General features: G+C 70.8%; 14 protein-coding genes and 1 pseudogene. All 15 read left to right on the top strand.

Going from position 1 to position 18,292, the window contains the following annotated elements:
- Positions 1 to 68: 68 nt before the first annotated feature.
- A complete protein-coding gene (locus EAD98_RS03675; RefSeq protein ID WP_121652662.1) occupies positions 69 to 743 on the top strand; it encodes a hypothetical protein in 675 nt (224 codons plus the stop codon).
- Positions 744 to 896: 153 nt separating this feature from the next.
- Positions 897 to 1,361, top strand: a complete 465-nt coding sequence (locus EAD98_RS03670) for a DUF948 domain-containing protein (RefSeq protein ID WP_121652661.1) — start codon at positions 897 to 899, stop codon at positions 1,359 to 1,361.
- A gap of 29 nt (positions 1,362 to 1,390) precedes the next feature.
- Entirely contained in the window at positions 1,391 to 1,696 is a 306-nt protein-coding gene (locus EAD98_RS03665; RefSeq protein WP_121652660.1) for a hypothetical protein, read from the top strand.
- Positions 1,693 to 4,371 carry an alanine--tRNA ligase gene (alaS, locus tag EAD98_RS03660; protein WP_121652659.1) on the top strand — a complete coding sequence of 893 codons (2,679 nt, stop codon included), beginning with the start codon at positions 1,693 to 1,695 and terminating at the stop codon, positions 4,369 to 4,371. Before EAD98_RS03665 ends, alaS begins: the two co-directional genes overlap by 4 nt.
- Positions 4,372 to 4,444: 73 nt before the next feature.
- On the top strand, positions 4,445 to 4,903 hold the full coding sequence (gene ruvX, locus EAD98_RS03655; RefSeq protein ID WP_121652658.1) for a Holliday junction resolvase RuvX: 459 nt from the start codon (positions 4,445 to 4,447) through the stop codon (positions 4,901 to 4,903).
- Positions 4,903 to 6,099 carry an endolytic transglycosylase MltG gene (gene mltG / locus EAD98_RS03650; RefSeq protein WP_121652657.1) on the top strand — a complete coding sequence of 399 codons (1,197 nt, stop codon included), beginning with the start codon at positions 4,903 to 4,905 and terminating at the stop codon, positions 6,097 to 6,099. The genes ruvX and mltG overlap by 1 nt, the downstream gene beginning before the upstream one ends.
- Positions 6,099 to 6,935, top strand: coding sequence for a shikimate dehydrogenase (locus EAD98_RS03645; RefSeq protein WP_121652656.1), 837 nt, complete (start codon positions 6,099 to 6,101; stop codon positions 6,933 to 6,935). Before mltG ends, EAD98_RS03645 begins: the two co-directional genes overlap by 1 nt.
- 98 nt (positions 6,936 to 7,033) lie before the next feature.
- The gene (locus EAD98_RS03640) at positions 7,034 to 8,752 is read left to right on the top strand and encodes a glycosyl hydrolase (protein WP_121652655.1); all 1,719 of its coding nucleotides are present in this window, start codon (positions 7,034 to 7,036) and stop codon (positions 8,750 to 8,752) included.
- 311 nt (positions 8,753 to 9,063) lie between these two features.
- Positions 9,064 to 9,894 carry a phosphatase PAP2 family protein gene (locus EAD98_RS03635; protein ID WP_121652654.1) on the top strand — a complete coding sequence of 277 codons (831 nt, stop codon included), beginning with the start codon at positions 9,064 to 9,066 and terminating at the stop codon, positions 9,892 to 9,894.
- A 213-nt stretch (positions 9,895 to 10,107) separates the two neighbouring features.
- Positions 10,108 to 12,051 carry a delta-60 repeat domain-containing protein gene (locus EAD98_RS03630; protein ID WP_199723272.1) on the top strand — a complete coding sequence of 648 codons (1,944 nt, stop codon included), beginning with the start codon at positions 10,108 to 10,110 and terminating at the stop codon, positions 12,049 to 12,051.
- A gap of 144 nt (positions 12,052 to 12,195) precedes the next feature.
- The gene (locus tag EAD98_RS03625) at positions 12,196 to 13,806 is read left to right on the top strand and encodes a lipopolysaccharide biosynthesis protein (RefSeq protein ID WP_121652665.1); all 1,611 of its coding nucleotides are present in this window, start codon (positions 12,196 to 12,198) and stop codon (positions 13,804 to 13,806) included.
- A 20-nt stretch (positions 13,807 to 13,826) separates the two neighbouring features.
- A complete protein-coding gene (locus tag EAD98_RS03620) occupies positions 13,827 to 15,158 on the top strand; it encodes an O-antigen ligase (protein ID WP_121652664.1) in 1,332 nt (443 codons plus the stop codon).
- Entirely contained in the window at positions 15,155 to 16,744 is a 1,590-nt protein-coding gene (locus EAD98_RS03615) for a lipopolysaccharide biosynthesis protein (protein WP_233583705.1), read from the top strand. Before EAD98_RS03620 ends, EAD98_RS03615 begins: the two co-directional genes overlap by 4 nt.
- 7 nt (positions 16,745 to 16,751) lie before the next feature.
- Positions 16,752 to 17,654 (top strand): sulfotransferase domain-containing protein, encoded by a 903-nt coding sequence (locus EAD98_RS03610; RefSeq protein WP_121652652.1) that lies wholly within the window; start codon positions 16,752 to 16,754, stop codon positions 17,652 to 17,654.
- Positions 17,651 to 18,292, top strand: a pseudogene (locus EAD98_RS03605) (hypothetical protein); the annotation flags it as partial. The gene EAD98_RS03610 and the pseudogene EAD98_RS03605, both read left to right, overlap by 4 nt.

Genomic DNA, 18,292 nt, shown 5'->3' with positions numbered 1-18,292 from the left:
GCGGTAGGGCACGGCCGGCGGCGCCCGAGCCGACCGCCGGGCCCGCGCTGCGCCCGTCCGGCCGGGACGTGTCCGACGACGACGACGCCCCGGGCCCCCGGTCCGAGCTCCGCCGTCAGTCGCGCGAGCGTCGACGCCTGCGGGCGGCGGTGCTGGTGCTGGTCAGCGTCGTGCTGCTCGGCGCGGTGCCGCTCTTCTTCGGCATCCGTACGCTGAGCCGGGATCCGGTCTTCGACAATCTGGACCAGCTGAACGTGCCGGGCTGGGCCGCCGCGAAGACGGTCGACGACGTCAGTGGCAGCCGCTGGTGCCTGCTCGACTGCCGGCTGCGCGAGCGCACCGTCACCTCCGAGAAGTCGCCCGAGGAGACGGCGACGGTCTACGAGAGCGCGCTGCGTGCGGACGGCTGGCAACCCTGGAAGGTGGCCCGCTGCCCGGAGCCGGGGACGAAGGGCAGCTACACCTGCTGGCGCCGCGACGAGCTGACCCTCGACCTGTGGGTACGCGAACCGACCTGCGTGCCGCCGCCGGTCGACGGCGAGCCGGCGATCGTGCCGTCTCCCGAGCCGTCGGCCGCTGCGGCGGAGTGCGCCGGCTCGTTGGTGTCGGTGAAGGTACGCAACGCGATCGACGACGAGCGGACCAGGCCGCAGCCGAGCACCGATCCGTCACTGACCGGAGAGGATCCGTTCCCGACGGTCAGCGAGGATCCGCTGGGTGAGTTGACGCCCTCACCGTCGTGAGCGGGTCTCCATCACGGACGGTAGGGTCTGGGGCTGGCGGGCCCGAGCCCGCTGCCGCTGACCGGTGACGGCTCGGCGGGCCCGATACGGGTACCACGGTTGTGCGTTCCGGGGGCGTCGGGTCCTGCGGAACTCTGCTTGAGGAGGACAGGCGTGGGCGACATTGGCGAGGTTGCGGCGCTGGTCGCGGCGTGCGCGTTCGCGGTGCTGGTGCTGATCCTGACGCTGCCCATTCTGCGGCTGCGGCACACGGTGGACGCCACCACCCGGATGATCAACGACCTCAACGATCGGACCGCGCCGCTGATCGGCGACGTGAACACCACGGTGAAGAACGTCAACACCGCGCTGGAGCAGGTGCAGACCTCGCTCGACGGCGTGAACCTCCAGCTGGCGAAGGTCGACACGATGACCAGCCACGCCCAGAACGTCACCGCCAACGTCGCGAACCTGGCCACCGTGGTCTCCGCCGCGGCCGCGAACCCGCTGGTCAAGGTGGCCGCGTTCGGCTACGGCGTGCGCCGGGCCGCCGCCTCCCGCCGGCACGCCGAGACCGAGCGCGAGGTGCGCGACACCATCAAGCAGCAGCGACGGGCCGCGAAGCGCGGCAACCGCTGACCGGCCGGCGCACCAGGAGGTAGCGAGACATGAGGCGGTTGTTCTGGCTCGGCATCGGTCTGGCCGTCGGCGTGGTGGTGGTCCGCAAGGCGACCAAGACCGCGCAGGCGTACACCCCGGCCGGCGTCGCCAGCTCGTTGTCGGAATCCGCTGGCGGGCTGGTCGAGTCGCTGCGTAGCTTCGTGGAGGACGTTCGCATCGGGATGGCCGAGCGCGAGCAGGAGATCCACCAGGCGTTCGCCCAGGGCGAGGCGTTCGACGACCAGTTCGCCGAGTTGCGGGAGGACCCGCGGATCGGCGATCGAGAAATCTTTCCGGAGGAACACCAGCGATGAAGACGGCGGAGATCAAGCGGCGGTACCTCGCCCACTTCGAGGCGAACGGCCACGCCGTGGTGCCGTCCGCTCCGCTGCCCGCCATCAGCGACCCGAACCTGCTGTTCGTCAACGCCGGCATGGTGCAGTTCGTCCCCTACTTCCTGGGCCAGCAGACCCCGCCGTACCAGCGGGCGGTGAGTGTGCAGAAGTGCATCCGCACCCCGGACATCGACGAGGTCGGCAAGACCAGCCGGCACGGCACGTTCTTCCAGATGAACGGCAACTTCTCCTTCGGTGACTACTTCAAGGAGGGGGCGATCCCGCTCGCCTGGGAGCTGATCACCAAGCCGCTGGACCAGGGCGGGTACGGCCTGGACCCGGAACGGATCTGGCCGAGCATCTACCTGGACGACGACGAGGCGTTCGAGATCTGGCGCTCGATCGGCGTGCCGGCCGAGCGGATCGTCCGCCGGGGCAAGGCGGACAACTTCTGGTCGATGGGCATTCCCGGGCCGTGTGGCCCGTCCTCGGAGCTGTTCTACGACCGGGGTCCGGAATACGGCCGCGAGGGCGGCCCGGCCGTCGACGAGGACCGCTACATGGAGTTCTGGAACCTCGTCTTCATGCAGTTCGAGCGGGGTCCGGGCACCACGAAGGACGACTACCCGATCCTGGGTGACCTGCCGGCGAAGAACATCGACACCGGCATGGGCCTGGAGCGGATGGCCTCGATCCTGCAGGGCGTCGACAACCTCTACGAGATCGACGAGGTCCGGCCGATCCTGGACCGGGCGGCCGAGCTGACCGGCAAGCGCTACGGCGCGCACTCCGGTCACGTGGCCAGCGAGTCGCACCCGGACGACGTCCGGCTGCGGGTGATCGCGGATCATGTGCGGACGGCGCTGATGTTGATCGGCGACGGCGTGACCCCGAGCAACGAGGGACGCGGGTACGTGCTGCGGCGGATCATGCGCCGGGCGATCCGGTCGGTCCGGCTGCTCGGCTGGCAGGACCGGGCGCTGCCCGAGCTGCTGCCGGTGGCGCGGGACTGCATGTCGCCGTCGTACCCGGAGCTGGCGACCGACTTCGACCGCATCTCGCAGTACGCGTACGCCGAGGAGGACGCCTTCCTGTCCACGCTGCGCGCCGGCACCACGATCCTGGACACGGCGATCGCCGAGACCCGCACCGCGGGTGGCGCGGCGCTGTCCGGGGCGAAGGCGTTCCAGTTGCACGACACGTACGGCTTCCCGATCGACCTGACCCTGGAGATCGCCGCGGAGCAGGGCCTTCGCGTCGACGACGAGGGTTTCCGCCGGCTGATGGCCGACCAGCGGACCCGGGCGAAGGCGGACGCGCAGGCCCGGAAGACCGGGCACACCGACGTGTCGGCGTACCGGTCGGTGCTCGACGCGGGTGGGCCGGTGACGTTCACCGGCTACAGCGAGATGGCTCGCGAGTCGCGGGTGCGGGCGCTGCTCGGCGACGACGGCCCGCGCCAGGCGGCGACCGAGGGCGACACCATCGAGCTGGTGCTCGACACCACCCCGTTCTACGCCGAGGGCGGTGGCCAGCAGCCCGACCAGGGCCTGATCACCGTGGGCGGTGGTCAGATCGAGGTGTTCGACGTGCAGCAGCCGGTGCCCGGCCTGATCGTGCACCGGGCCCGGGTGATCCGGGGTGAGGTGCGGGCCGGCGAGACCGGCTTCGCGGAGATCGACAGCACCCGGCGGCGGGCGATCTCCCGGTCGCACACCGCCACCCATCTGGTGCACCAGACCATGCGCAACTTCCTCGGCGACTCGGCCACCCAGGCGGGCTCGCTGAACGCGCCCGGCCGCCTGCGGTTCGACTTCAACACCCCGACCGGGGTGTCGCCGAGCGTGCTGCATGACGTGGAGCAGCAGGTCAACGAGGTGCTCCTGGCCGACCTGGAGGTGCACGCCTTCATCACCTCGCTGGACGAGGCGCGCCGGATCGGGGCGATGGCGCTGTTCGGCGAGAAGTACGGCGAGGAGGTGCGGGTCGTCGAGGTGGGCGACTACGCCCGGGAGCTGTGCGGCGGCACGCACGTGGCGCGCTCGGCCCAGCTCGGCCTGGTGAAGATTCTTTCCGAGTCGTCGATCGGCTCCGGCGTCCGCCGGGTCGAGGCGCTGGTCGGCATGGACGCGTTCGGCTTCCTGGCCCGTGAGCACCTGCTGGTCTCCCGGCTGGCCGAGTTGTACCGGGTGCCGAACGACCAGGTCGCCGACCGGGTGGAGCAGACCGTCACCCAGCTCCGGGACGCCGAGAAGGAGCTGGAGAAGCTCCGCGCCCAGCTGGTGCTGGGCGGGGCGGCGGCGCTCGCCGCCCAGGCCAGGGACGTGCGCGGGGTGGCGTACGTGGGCACCGAGGCGCCGGAGGGCGCGGCCGGCAACGATGTGCGGACGCTGGCTCAGGAGATCCGCGGCAAGATCGACCCGGCGCGGCCGGCGGTGGTCGCGGTGGCGGCTCGGGCGAACGGCAAGGCGTCCCTGGTGGTGGCGGTCAACCAGGCGGCCCGTTCTCGGGGTCTGGCGGCGTCGGATCTGGTGAAGGCGGCGTTCTCCGGGCGCGGCGGGGGCAGCCCCGACCTGGCCCAGGGGGGTGGCCTTCCGGCGGCCGAGGCGCCGAAGCTGTTGCTCACCGTCGAGAAGGCGATCACCGAGGCGTGAAGTACCACCATCTTTCGACCAGGGCGGGCCGATCGGTCCGCCCTGGTTCGTCCTTCACCCGAGGTGACGGCCGGTGACGGGGCTGACGCGGGGGGTGCGGATCGGGGTGGATGTCGGACAGGTTCGGGTCGGGGTGTCCCGTTCGGATCCGGACGGGGTGCTGGCGGTCCCGCTGGTCACCCTGGCGCGCGACCTCACCGCCGCTCCGGACGCGGTGCCGAGCGACCTTGCCCAGCTCGCGGCGTTGGTGGCCGAGCACGAGGCCGTCCAGGTCGTCGTCGGGCTTCCGGTCAATCTCGCCGGCAAGCACGGCCCGGCGGCTGTCCATGTGAAGGCGTACGCTGACCGACTGGTCGATGTGATAGCGCCCGTCCCGGTAACGCTCACTGACGAGAGGATGTCGACCGTGGTCGCTTCTCGTAGGCTTGCCGAGCGTGGCGTTCGGGGCAAGCGTCAACGTGCGGTTGTCGACCAGGCGGCCGCGGTGGAGATTCTGCAGAGCTGGCTGGACGCGCAGCGGAGGCGGACGTAATGATCGACGATCTGGATCTTGGGTTCGATGAGGCGGAGCGGGGGGAGAAGGGCCGGCACCGGCGCAGCTTCGTCCGTAAGCGCAAGGGCGGGTCCGGTGGCTCCCGGGGCAAGACGTTCCTGGCGCTTCTGCTGGCTCTGTTCCTGCTGGGCGGCATCGGTGGCGGAGCGTTCTACGGCTTCGACCGGATCCAGAACTACTTCGTCACCCCGGACTACGACGGCGGCGGCACCGGCGAGATCACCGTCGAGATCAAGCAGGGCGCGCTGCTGGCCGACATGGCCGACGCGCTGGTCGCCGCCGACGTGGTCAAGAGCCAGAAGGCGTTCATCGAGGCCGCCGAGGCGAACTCGCGCAGCAAGAACATCCAGCCGGGCACGTACAAGCTGCGCAAGCAGATGAGCGGCGCGACCGCCGTCACCGCGATGCTCGACCTGAAGAACAAGATCGTCAACGGGCTGACCATCCCCGAGGGTCGCACCAGCCTGAGCATCTACAAGCTGCTCTCCGAGAAGACCAAGATCCCGATCAAGGACTTCCAGACCGCGGCGAAGGACCCGGAAGCGCTCGGCGTCCCGGACTGGTGGTTCAAGCGCGACGACGGCAAGAAGACCGTCAAGTCCATCGAGGGCTTCCTCTTCCCGGACACGTACGAGATCCCGCCCAAGGCCACCGCGGAGAGCATCCTCAAGCTGATGGTGGACAACTTCCTCTCGGTGACCGGTGAGATGAAGTTCGCCGACCGGGTGCAGAAGGAACGCAAGGTCAGCCCGTACGAGGCGTTGATCGTGTCGTCGCTGGCCCAGGCCGAGGCGGGCAACAAGGACGACCTGGGCAAGGTCGCCCGGGTGGCCTACAACCGGGTGTACGGCGAGTTCAACTGCAACTGCCTGGAGATGGACGTCACGGTCAACTACTACCTGGAGTCGATCGGCAAACCGACCAAGACCTCCGCGCAGATGACGGCGGCTGAGCTGGACGACCCGAAGAACCCGTACAACCGAAAGCTGCGCGGCCTCGTGCCCACCCCGATCAACAACCCGGGCAAGCAGGCACTGGAGGGGGCGATGGCTCCGCCGCCGGGCAAGTGGCTCTACTTCGTGGCGATCGACAAGCAGGGCCACTCCGCCTTCGCCGAGACCTACGAGGGGCACCAGCGTAACGAGGCCAGGGCCAGGGAGGCCGGCATCATCTGATGGCGCTCCGACGACGGGCCGCGGTGCTGGGCAAGCCCATCGCGCACTCCCTCTCCCCGGTGATCCACAGCGCCGGGTACGAGGCCGCCGGGCTGGTCGGATGGTCGTACACCCGGATCGAGTGCGCGGCGGCGGAGCTGCCGGCCCTGGTCGCCGGCCTGGGTCCGGAGTGGGCCGGGCTGTCGGTGACCATGCCGGGCAAGGAGGCGGCGCTCGCGGTGGCGGACGCCGCCTCGCCGGTCGCCACCGCGGTCGGTGCGGCCAACACGCTGGTACGCCGTCCGGACGGCTCCTGGTACGCGGACAACACCGACGTCGGCGGGATGGTCCGGGTGCTCACCGACGCCGGCGTCGGCCCCGGCGCCGCCATGACGGTGCTCGGCGCGGGTGGAACGGCCCGTGCCGCCTTGGCCGCCGCCGCACGGCTGGCCTGCTCCTCGGTGACGGTGGTGGCCCGCCGGGTCGAGGCGGTCGACGACCTGCGGCCGGTGGCGGATGCGCTGGATGTCGTGCTGTCCGCCGGGTCCTGGGCTGACGCGTCGCGGCACCTGGGCGCCGAGGTGGTCGTGTCGACCGTGCCGAAGGGGGTCGCGGATCCGCTGGCCGGTGTGGTGACCTGGCGGCCGGGCGCGGTGTTCTTCGACGCGCTGTACGACCCGTGGCCGACGCCGCTGGCCGCCTCCGCCCTCGCGGCGGGCCTGCGGGTGGTGTCCGGATTGGACCTGCTGTTGGCCCAGGCCGTCGGCCAGTTCGAGCAGTTCACCGGCGTGGCCGCCCCGATGACGGCGATGCGCTCGGCCCTGCGCCGGGCCACCGGTGGCGACTTCCTTAGCTGACCGTTAAGACGCGCTTAGGGATAACTGTCCTCCGTACGACATGATGTGGTCGTCGATACGCTGCAGAACGTTACGGCAGTAGACACAGGGAGTACTCCTTGAGCAGGCACGGACTGCACCGCGTCACCCGGCACCGCCCCGACCCCCGACGCAAGGCCATCGCCGTCGGCGTGGTCGGCGGCTCGGTGGTCGCCGGCATCGTGGTGACCATGATGCCGCTGCTGGCCAGCGACGACCTCTCGATCCGGGCGGCGGCCGACACCACCGCGACCATGGTGACGCAGGACGGCGACAACGCCGCCAAGCCGACCCTCGCGACCTGCCCGGCGCGCTGCGACGGCAACCCGCGCGGCGGCCGGGAGGCGGTCATCGAGTTCACGGTGACCACCGTGCCGGCCGCTGCGGTCAACGTGCGGGCGACGCTGCGGGTGCACGCCTGGCAGCAGTTCGCCGCCACGGTGACGGCGCACGCCTCGCCGCTGAGCGCCCGCGAGGCACGGCCGGCCCCGAAGGCGGCCGGCGCGGCGCTGGACACCCTGACCGGGGTGTCCAAGGGCTTCAACGAGTGGGACGTCTCCCGTCTGGTCACCGGCAACGGCACCTGGACGGTGTCACTGGCCCAGGCCGGCCTGGACACCCGGATCTACTGGGCGTCGGCGGAGAACCGCGACTCGGAGCTGCGGCCGCGCCTGGTGATCAGCTACGACATCGGGGCCCGGCCGTCGCCGGTGACGACCACCCGCCCGGCGCCGCCGCCGACGCCGAGCGCGTCGCCGAGCGCGTCGCCGACCACCGCCGCGCCGAAGCCGTCGCCGACCATCGCCCCGACCCGGACGCCCACCGCGTCGGCGAGCCCCACGGTCCCGCCCGGCACGTGCGGCGCGGTGTCGGACAAGCTCGTCCCCTCCTGCGGTGCCTGGTGGGGCATGTACTCGCCGTCCGGGGCGGGCAGCGGCTGGAACCACGGCAAGGCGGTCGCCGACGTCGAGGCGCAGGTGGGCCGCAAGTTCGACATCGTGCACCGCTACCACGACTTCTCCAACGCCGGCAGCAACGGCGCCTTCCCGGACGCGTACGAGCAGCAGCAGATGCGCGAGGGTCGGCTGATGTTCTTCGCCTGGGAGTCGCGCGACTTCTCCGCCGGCACCACCCTGACCTGGGCGGACGTCTACAGTGGCCGGCACGACGCGACCATCGACGCGGTCGCGGGCCGGATCCGGGACGCCAAGGTGCCGGTCTTCCTGGGCTTCGATCACGAGCCGGAGGACGAACCGGCCAAGGGCAGTGACGCCGACTTCGTCCGGGCCTGGCGCTACGTGTACGAGCGGTTCGCCAAGGCCGGCGCGGACAACGCGGTCTGGGTCTGGACGATGATGGGCTGGTCCGGGCACTACTCCCGGTACGCCGGTCTGTACCCGGGCGACCGCTACGTCGACTGGGTGGCCTACGACCCGTACAACTTCCACGTCTGCAACGGCAGCACGGTGTGGAAGAGCCCGAGCACCACCGTCGGCGGCTTCTACCGCTGGCTGGACGAGAACGGCATCGGTGCCGGCAAGCCGCGGATGCTCGCCGAGTTCGGCACCAACTTCAACTCCGCTGACCGGGGCGCCAAGCAGCGCTGGTTCCAGGAGTTCCCGGCGGCACTGAAGGCGCACCCGAAGATCAAGGCGGCCATCTACTTCAACTCGTCGGGCGTGACCACCCGCTCGTCGACCTGCGACATGACGATGAACCACGATGCCGCGGCCGTGGCCGGCTTCGCTGAGGCCGGCCGGGACCCGTACCTGCGGCAGCCCACCGGGGGGAGCCGCTGACGACCGCCTCTGTCGTGATTGCGACTCGACCGCACTGGTTGGAGTTCGGGCCAGTTGCACGGCACCGACGATTGTCGAAACCACGACAGGTGGTCGACGGAGCGCGGACGGACTGGCGGCTACCGCGGAGCGTCCAAGTCCCTTAACGTGTCACCTCGAATGCCATGCGGTGGTGCCGACGGACCCTGAACGGGGTGGTTGCTCGGCGGCTCGGGTGAGGGGGGACCGATGACGTCGGCGGACACCAGGTGGCTGCGTGCCACGGATGTGGCGGGATCAGCCGCCGGTCGACCGGACGGCGGTGTTCGGCTGTGGCTCTGATCTACGCGCTGGGGGCATTGTCGGTGCTGGTGCCGGCCGTCGTGATCCCTGTGGTGGCGACCCGTTGGGCGCCGGCCGTGCGGGAGAGTCGGGCGGCTGACCGGCTGCGCGTCGCCGTGGCCGGGCTCACCGAGGCCTTCGGCCGGATCGGGGCCGCTCTTGTCGTCCTGCTCGCCGGGTCCGCGGCGGTCGTGGCGATCTGCTGGCCCCTCGGCGAACTGCTGTCCAGACTGGAACCGTCCGTCGACCATCCGGTCTTCGACTACGTGCATGCCCGCCGAGTCGACGTGTGGGCCGACATCAACTCGTTCATCACCGCGATTGGGGACCGGTACCCGCTCAAGTGGGTGACGGTGGTCGCGGCGATCGGCTTCGCCATCGCCTGGCGGCGCCGCCGATGGTGGATCCCGCTGGTCGCGATGCCGTTGCAGTTCGTCCTCGAGCAGTACACCCAGCAGATTCTGGCCCTGACCGTGGACCGCGGCCACCCACCCACGGACCTCGGCACCTATCCCTCCGGCGGATGTGCCCGGGTCATGCTCACCTTCGGCACCATCGCGGTGCTGGCGGGGCTGACCTGGAACATCCCGAGACGCGGCCGAATTGCCATCGCGACCGCGCTGGCCGTGCTGGTCGCGGTGGAGGGGTATACCAGGATCTATGCCGAGCGGCACTGGCTCACCGACGTGATCGGTGGTTGGATCTTCGCCACCCTGCTGCTCGGCGTGATGGTGCTGACGGTCCTCGTGGCCGAGGGCCGGGTGCGTCCACCCATCCGGTCCGCGGACGCGGTGCCCGTCGAGGTCACGACCACAGTCTGACCTGTTCCTGCATCGCTGCTCGACCGAGGCGTGCTGAGGTGAGTCCGATACCCGACAGGGAGACCACCCGTCGTCGTCGCGTGGGGCCGGCGACCGCCCAATCGGCGGATATCGCGAATCATGATCGACGAGGCACGCTACGCGGGTTCTCGTCCAACTTGGAGGCGTAGCGTGCCCATAGTTTCGCTCTCTCGGCGATCTGCCGGATCCCGTATCCGTGCGGCAGCAGTCGGCCTGGTGACCCTCGCCGCAGTGTTGACCGTACCCTCCGTCACCTCGGCCGCCGTGGTGCCGGCGCCCGAGACGGCGACCGTGGTGTCGACCAACCCGGCCGACAACACCCCGCACGGCCGCGACGGCGAGACCCGCGCCTTCGCGCAGGTCGGCTCTCAGGTGTACGTGGGCGGCAGCTTCACCCAGATCCGGCAGAACGCCAGCGCGGCGTGGATCACGCGGAGTTACCTGTTCGCGTACGACCGGACGAGCGGAACCATCTCGACCACGTTCCTGCCGGTTCTCGACGGCCCGGTCAACACCCTGATCGCCGGCCCGAACGGCACGCTCATCGTCGGCGGCGGATTCAAGAACGTCAACGGCGTTTCCCGGAAGAACCTGGTGGCGCTGGATCCCGCGACCGGGGCGACCATCGGTAGCTGGGTCGGCCGCTCCGACGGCGGCATGATCCGGGACATGGTGCTGCGTGGCAACTGGCTCTACGTTGCCGGCGCGTTCAACTGGTTGAACGGTGCCGCGCACTCCGGTTTGGCCCGGCTGAACGCCACCACCGGCGCGATCGACCCGACCTTCAACATCAACGCCACCGTCGGGCGGCACGGCACCGGCTCGTACGGCTGGACGATCGATGTCACCCCGGACGGGCAGACCATGATCGCCGGTGGCAACTTCACCCTGGTGAACGGACTGTCCCGGAACCAGATGGCGATGATCGACCTTTCTGGTACGCCAACCGTGCTGGACTGGAGCACTGAGAAGTTCGTCGCGCCGTGTGCGGCGCCCGAGACCTTCGTGCACTACGTGCAGGACCTGAAGTTCGGTGCGGACGGAAGTTGGTTCGTCGTCGGTACCAACGGCGGCGCCGGCTGGCCGGCTGCCTACTGCGACGCGCTGATCCGGTTCGAGACCGCAGACCGGGGCAGCGGCCAGCTCGGCACCTGGGTCGACTACACCGGCAACGACACCATCACCTCGGTGGAGGTGGCCGACAACGTCATCTACCTGGGTGGGCACTTCCGTTGGCTGAACAACCCGAACGCCAGCGACGCGGCCGGCAACGGCGCGATCGACCGGCTCGGCATCGCCGCCGTCACCCCGGCGACCGGACTGCCGGTCGCGTGGAACCCCGGCCGCCGCGGCAGCGCGTCCATGCCGGCCGGCACCAGCACCTGGGGCTCGCAGGTCCCCGTGCTGTGGCGGGGCAGCGACGGGCTGTACTTCGGGCACAACTCCGACGGGATGGGCAGCGAGTACCACGGCCGGCTCGGCATGTTCCCGATCGCCGGCGGTCGCACCTTCGCCCCGAAGAACCCGCCGACCGCGGCCACCGGCAACCTCTACCTCGGCACCGGCGAGGGTCAGCTGGCCAAGGCCTCGTTCAACGGCGCGACTGTCGGTGCCCCCACCACGGTCAGCCAGCCCAACTACACGAACGCCGGCGCGACCTGGCGGGTGAGCGACCGCATCTACTGGGCGCACACGATTTCCGGCACCCCCACCGGCAGCCGGCTCGACGTTTCGATGTTCAACGGCGGTGCCATCGGCGTTCCCTGGGAGTCGTCGGGGTTCAACGACTGGTTCAACGCAGCGGGCATGACCGGCGCGTTCTACCTCAACGGCCGGTTGTACTACACCCGCAGTGGCGCCAATGCGCTCTACTACCGCTACTTCGAGATCGACGGCAACTATCTGGGCGCGACCGAGTTCGCTCTTCCGACGACCGGCGTCACCTGGTCGTCGGTGCGCGGCATGGCCTGGGTCAACGGCCGGATCGTGTACGGCGGGACCGACGGCACCCTGCGCAGCGTGCCGTTCGATCCGACGGCCGCCCCGGTTGTGGACGGCGCGACCAGCACGGTGATCGCGCCGGCGGGTGGAGGGCTGACCTGGTCCACGCCGAGGATCTTCTTCTCGGTGCAGTGACGACTGACCCGTTCGTCACACAGAATCGATAGATCACGTCGGGCCGGCGGCGGACCACGTCGCCGGCCCGACGCCTCGCAGGGGAACGTGCGGCGTGTACGAGCGTCGTTCCGTTCAGAAAATCCATAACAGACGGTGAAGTTCATGGCTGATGCATCTCCCGGTTCCTGGTCCGCCGATCCGCTCGGCGGTGGGGGCGCGCCGGCCCGGACAGTCACCCTGACCGACCTGCTCCGCGTCCCTCTGCACCGGATCCGGCTGGTCGCGGCGGTCGCCGCGGTCGGCCTGTTCGCCGCCCTCGGGTACGTCCTGCTCAGTCCTGGCGCGGTCACCGCGAGCGCCGTGGTGGCGGTACGCCCGGTTGTCACCGACGCCTTCACCCCGAGCGGCGCCGCCGCCGACCGGGCAGTGAACATGAACGTGGAGAGCGGCATCGCCACCGGGACCGAAGTCGTGCAGCGGCTCGCGGCAGAGGGTAGGGATCAGCGCGATGTGCGCGACGCGCTGGAGGTGGAGGTACCAACCGGCGGGCAGATCCTACGTTTCTCCTACACCGATCGCTCCACCGATGACGCGGTACACAACGTGAACCTTGCCGCGCAGGCCTACCTCGACGTGCGCCGGACGATGTACGAGAAGCAGCGGGCCGAGATGCTGAAGCGGTATGACGAGAGCATCGTCGAGGTGGAGAAGCAGCGCGATGCCTTGCAGCGGCGAATCGCGAACGCGCGGGACGGCTCGTTGGACGCCGCCATTGCCGAGCTGGGCGGCACGAACAATCAGCTGACCCAGTTGAAGTCGTCCCGAACAGAGATCGCGGCGGTCGATGTCAACCCGGGCTGGATCACGCAGAGCGCGGAGAACGTCCTGGTGTCCTCCAGCGGGCACCTCCTGCTCTACGTGCTGGCCGGGCTGCTCGGCGGCGTACTGCTGGGCGTGGTGCTGGCGTACGGCTGGGAGTCCGCGGACCGCCGGGTCCGCTCGGTTCACGACGGACGCGATGTCACCGGCCTGCCGCTGCTCGGTACTGTGCGCGGCCGGCGAGTTCGCGGCCGAAGGAAGGCGGTGGACGCCGACATCCGGTACGCGGCGATGGCCATCGCCGAGCGGGTCCGCGAACCGGCCCGGGTGGCGCTGCTGACCACTCGCGAGGACCAGACCGCCATCACCGCCGGTCTGGCGGTGGCGCTCGCCGCGACCGGCCGGGACGTCTACGTGGCCGACGACAGTGGCCGCCTCGAGCAGCTGCGTGCCGCCGTGCTCGCGGACCGCGATCAACTGCCCGCGACGGCCAACCCGGTACGCCCACTCGTACCGAAGCCCCGAGGCGCCGATTCGGTCAGCGGCAAGGACGCCACCGAGCCGATCCCCACCCGCCGTCCGTCCCCGTACCCGGTGGGCAGTTACCCGTCGGCGGACCCGGACGCCACCATGACCCTGCCGCGAACGAGCGTGAGCGCGGCCTCGAGCGACATGAACATGGTCGGAAACAGCGCGGAGAAGGTGCCTGTGGGTGCCGGCGGAGTGCGTTTCGGCACGTGGCGCCAGCGCACCGCCACCGGCGTCGTGCTCTTCAACGCGCCCCCCTCCGAGGCCGACGAGCGTGGCGTGGCGGCGGCTCGTCAGGGCACTGCGGTCGTGGTGGTGGAACAGGACCGGACCCGTCAGGTCGATCTGCGTCGGCTCACGGAGCGGCTGCTCGCGGCCGGCGTCACCCCGCTGGGTTTCGTCCTCACCCGCAGCGGGCGGGGCTGACGGTGTCCGTCGCTGTTGCCCTGGCCAGCAGCGAGCCGGACGGATGTGGTCCACCGATCGTCTCCGCGCCGTCACCACCCCGGCTGCCCCGTTGGCCGCTGCTGATCATGTTCGGTCTGGTTCCGCTGTGGTGGCTGGCCGGCGCGTTCTACCTGATCTGGCCACTGTTCGGCGCGGTGCTGCTGGCGTTGCTGATCGTCCGGGGGCGGGTGCCGCTTCCGCCGGCCACCGGAATCTGGCTGCTGTTCCTGGCCCTGGTGCTGCTCAGCGCCACACAGTTACCCACACCGGTTTCGCTGCTGCCCTTCAGTCTGCGGCTGGGCTTCTACGTCACCGCCCTCGTGGTCGGCGTGTACGTGTATGTCTACGCGCGGGAGCGGGGCGACGTGCCGGGGGCCCTCGTGCCGCTCTGCATATTCTGGTTCGGTCTGGTGGTGTTGGGCTGGCTGGGTGTGCTGGCACCGCGATTCGAACTGACCACCCCGCTGGAGGTGCTGCTGCCCGGAGGCGTGGCCGGCCACCCGTACATGCAGGACCTGGTTCATGTCAGCGCCGCCGAATACAGCAAGTTGTCGCTCAACCCGATCTACCGGCCGACGGCGCCGTTTCCGTACACGAACAACTACGGCAGCGCGTACGCGATGACGTTGCCGTGCGTCGTGGCGTACACCATGTTGCGCCGTCGCGGGATCCTCCGCTGGGCACTGCTGGTGTCGCTGCCGCTGTCCCTGGCGCCGGCATTCCTCACCCTGAACCGAGTGATGTTCGCGAGCCTCGGCGTCGGCCTGGCCGTGCTCGGCGTGCGGGCCGCGCTGCGTGGAAACGTCCGGGTGGGTGCGTCCGTCGTCGGGGTTCTGATCATCGGCGGACTGACCACCCTGCTGATCCCGGTCGCTGAGTTGATCAACAACCGGGTCGAGTCGAGCGACACGAACACCGACCGGTTGTCCCTCTACGCCGAGGTCATCCGCCGCATGTGGGACTCACCGTGGCTCGGGTACGGTGCGCCCGTCACCGTGGACACGGTCACCGCGGAGGTGCCGGTCGGCACCCAGGGGCAGCTCTGGACGGTGTTGTTCAGCCACGGCGTACCGGCATTGCTCTGCTTCCTCGCCTGGTTCGTGATCGCCACGCTGAAGAGCGCCCGGGCCCGCTCGGCGCCCGGGCAGTGGCTGGCGGTGGTCCCGGTGATCTGCCTGGTGCAGATCCCGTTCTACGGCATGGCCGACCCCACCATCGCGGTCGCGTACTTCGCTGTCGCCGTCGCGATGGCCCTCGCCGAGCAGGAGGCGGGACCCAGGGGAGCCAGTCCCGAGCGCCCTGTCCCCAGCCAGGAGGCGATGGCCGCATGACCACCGGGACCCGCCCAGCTCTCGGCTCCGGCTCCGGTGCGTTGAGCGCCGACGGTACGACCGAGGCGCGGCGCAGCGCTCGTACCGGCCTCGCGGGGCTTGCCGGGGCCGCGACCAACGGGCTCTTCGGCTTCCTGCTCGCAGTGGTGATCACCCGCGGTTACGGCACCGTCGGCTCGGGCGCGTTCTTCGCGGCGATCGGAGTCGTCACGGTGACCGCCGCCATCTGCACCCTGGGTGCGGAGACCGGGCTCATCTGGACGCTGCCTCGCCGGCGTGCCGGTCGTGCGGGCGACGCGGCACGCGTGCTCCCGGTGGCGCTGCTGCCTCCGCTGGTGGCCGCCGTCGTCGTCGCCGTCGGCGGGGTGTTCGCCGCCGACGCGCTCGCACCCCACCTACTGGACGCGCACAGCGGTACCGACACGGCCCTGATCGCGGCCAGCTTCGCCGCGGTGCCGCTGGTGGTGACGATGACGCTCCTGCTGGCCGTGCTGCGATGCGTCCGTCCGATCCGGGCGTACGTCGGCGTGCAGTCCGTCCTGGTGCCGGTCGCCCGGCCGGTGCTGGTCGGTGCGGCGGCCGTGGCCAGCGGTGGCGTACTCGTCGGCATGGTCGGCTGGGTGGTCCCGGCGGCGATCGCCATCCTGGCCTGCCTCGTCATGGTGACTGGCCCGCTGGGCGTCGGCCGGGGTGCGGCGTTGCGCCCCGAGCGGGCCGACTGGTCGGCGTTCTGGCGTTTCGCGCTGCCCCGCGCCGCCTCCGCCGCGATCGACGCCAGCGCCGTGTGGGTGGGCGTGCTGCTCACCTCGGTGCTCGCCGGGCAGGCCGACGCCGGCGTGTTCGGCGCGGTCGGCCGATACATCCTGGCCGGCCAACTGGCCATGCAGGGCTTGCGGGTAGCGGTGTCGCCCCAGCTCTCCCGGCTGCTCGGTGATGGTGAGCGGGCCGCGGCCGCGGCGGTGCACCGGCAGATGACCACCTGGGCACTGGTGTTGTCGTGGCCGGTCTACCTTCTGCTCGCGGTGTTCGGGCTGGCGTTCCTGCAACTCTTCGGGCCCGGGTTCACCGCGGGAGCCACCGCGATCACCGTGCTGGCCCTGGCCATGCTGGTCAACACCGGCGTGGGAAACGTACAGACCCTCCTGCTGATGAGCGGTCGCAGTGGCCTGCACCTGGCCGCGACGGTGGCCGGACTGGTGGTCACCGTCTCCCTCGGACTGTGGCTGATCCCGCAGCACGGCGTGACGGGTGCCGCGCTCGCCTGGGCGGCCGGCATCGCCACCGAGAACCTGATCTCCTTCGTCTGTGCCCGGGTGGTGATCGGGCAGCCCCTGGTCGACGCGGCGCTGGTACGGGCGGCGGCCGCGGTCATCGTCGGGGTGGGGGTCGCAGCCCTGGCCGGCCTGCTCACCGGCGGTCGGGGGATCGCCGGCCTGGCGGTGGCACTGAGCGTGCTGGCCATCGGCTGCGTCGGCTTGTTGACGGTGCCCCGGGTACGAGGGCGCATCCGGGTGACCATGAGGCAGTTCCGTCGCAGTCAGGCGGCGGCGCCGGTCGCCGCCGACACCTCGACGAAGGGCAGGTGAGAACGCTGTGTCGTCCATCCGAGATCGGGTGAAGCAGCTCGTGCCGACCCAGGTGACCAACCGGTTGAAGGAGTCCCTGGTCGACTACGCGGTGCGGACCAGCGACCGGCGGCCCCTGCCGGACTTCCTGATCATCGGCACCAAACGGGGCGGCACCACCTCCCTGTGGAACTACCTCATCCAGCACCCGCTGGTGCCGCGGCTCTTCCCGGCGTGGAACACCAAGTCGGCGCACTACTTCGAGGAGCACTGGGGTCGCGGCGAGGCGTGGTACCGCTCGCACTTTCCCACCGAGCGGCAGCGCGAGGCGCTGGCCAGGCGGCACGGCGGGCCGGTCCGGGTCGGCGAGGCCGCCCCGCTGTACATGTTCCATCCCCTGGCCGCGCAGCGGGTCGCCGGGCTGATGCCGACGGTGAAGCTGATCGTGCTGCTGCGCGATCCGGTGGAGCGGGCGTACTCGCACTGGAAGGAGCGCCGTACGCACGGCATCGAGCCGCTGGACTTCGGCGCCGCGCTGGCCGCCGAGCCGGAGCGTACGGCGGGGGAGCGGGAGCGGCTGATCGCCGAGCCGGAGTCCTTCAGCGAGCCGTACGACTGGTACACGTACCGGGCTCGGGGGCGCTACCTGGAGCACCTGGAGCCGTGGCTGGAGCGCTTCGACCGGGAGCAGATCCTCTTCCTGCCCAGCGAGGACCTCTACCGCGACTCCCGCGCAACCTACCGGCGCACCCTGGACTTCCTCGGGTTGCCGCCGCACGACCTGCCGAGCTTCAAGGTCTACAACGACCGGCGCTCGGCGCCTCTCGAGCCGGCGGTGCGCGCCGAGCTGACCGACTACTACCGGCCGTACAACGACGCGTTGCGCCAGCGGCTCGGGCTGGCCCTCGACTGGGCGGACCGGGCGGCGTGACGACCCAAGTCGGCACGGCCACCGACCCCCGGTCCCGCGTGGACGGGCTGGGCTGGGTGAGCCGCGCCGTCTTTCCGGACGAGCGGGTCGGCCTGACCGTGGGCGCGGCCCCGCCGCCGGGTCACCGGGCGGTCGCCCGGTACGCCGTGGTGCCGTCGGTGGCCAGGGCGCGGTTCCTGGTGCCGTTGGGGGCGCCCCGCGCCGGGGCGGCGTCGCTGCTGGCGTACAACGCGTTGCGGCCGCCGAAGGTGCGTGCGCTGCGGGCGGTGCTCGGCGGGCTGGCCCGGTTCGGCCCGGCCGGGTTGGCGCCCTTTCCGACGCTGACCGTCTCGGTGCCGGCCGGGGTGCCCGCGGCCGACCTGCTGCTGACCGAACGGCTCACGGACGCGCTCGGCGGTACGCCGTTGCTGGCCGCCTGTGGGGTGCGACCGCCGGATCCGAACGGCAAGCCGACCCTGCAACTGTTCAGCGCCGACGGCCGCCCGCGCGGCTACGCGAAGATCGGCTGGAACGACGCGACCCGCGCGCTGGTCACCGCCGAGGCGGCGGCGCTGCGGGCGTTGCGCGCGGTGGCCGGCGTCGCCGACCACCCGCTGCCGCCGGGGTTGCTCACCGAGACGGCGTGGGCCGGCCAGGTG

Source organism: Micromonospora sp. CV4, assembly GCF_003667455.1.
In the GTDB taxonomy this organism is placed as follows: domain Bacteria; phylum Actinomycetota; class Actinomycetes; order Mycobacteriales; family Micromonosporaceae; genus Micromonospora.
This window is presented reverse-complemented; position numbering and strand designations above follow the sequence as displayed.

Bases quoted from the DNA above. Each gene is read 5' to 3' on its own strand.
- EAD98_RS03665 (WP_121652660.1), top strand. From the start codon at position 1,391: ATGAGGCGGTTGTTCTGGCTCGGCATCGGTCTGGCCGTCGGCGTGGTG.
- alaS (WP_121652659.1), top strand. From the start codon at position 1,693: ATGAAGACGGCGGAGATCAAGCGGCGGTACCTCGCCCACTTCGAGGCG.
- mltG (WP_121652657.1), top strand. From the start codon at position 4,903: ATGATCGACGATCTGGATCTTGGGTTCGATGAGGCGGAGCGGGGGGAG.
- EAD98_RS03645 (WP_121652656.1), top strand. From the start codon at position 6,099: ATGGCGCTCCGACGACGGGCCGCGGTGCTGGGCAAGCCCATCGCGCAC.
- EAD98_RS03625 (WP_121652665.1), top strand. From the start codon at position 12,196: ATGGCTGATGCATCTCCCGGTTCCTGGTCCGCCGATCCGCTCGGCGGT.
- EAD98_RS03615 (WP_233583705.1), top strand. From the start codon at position 15,155: ATGACCACCGGGACCCGCCCAGCTCTCGGCTCCGGCTCCGGTGCGTTG.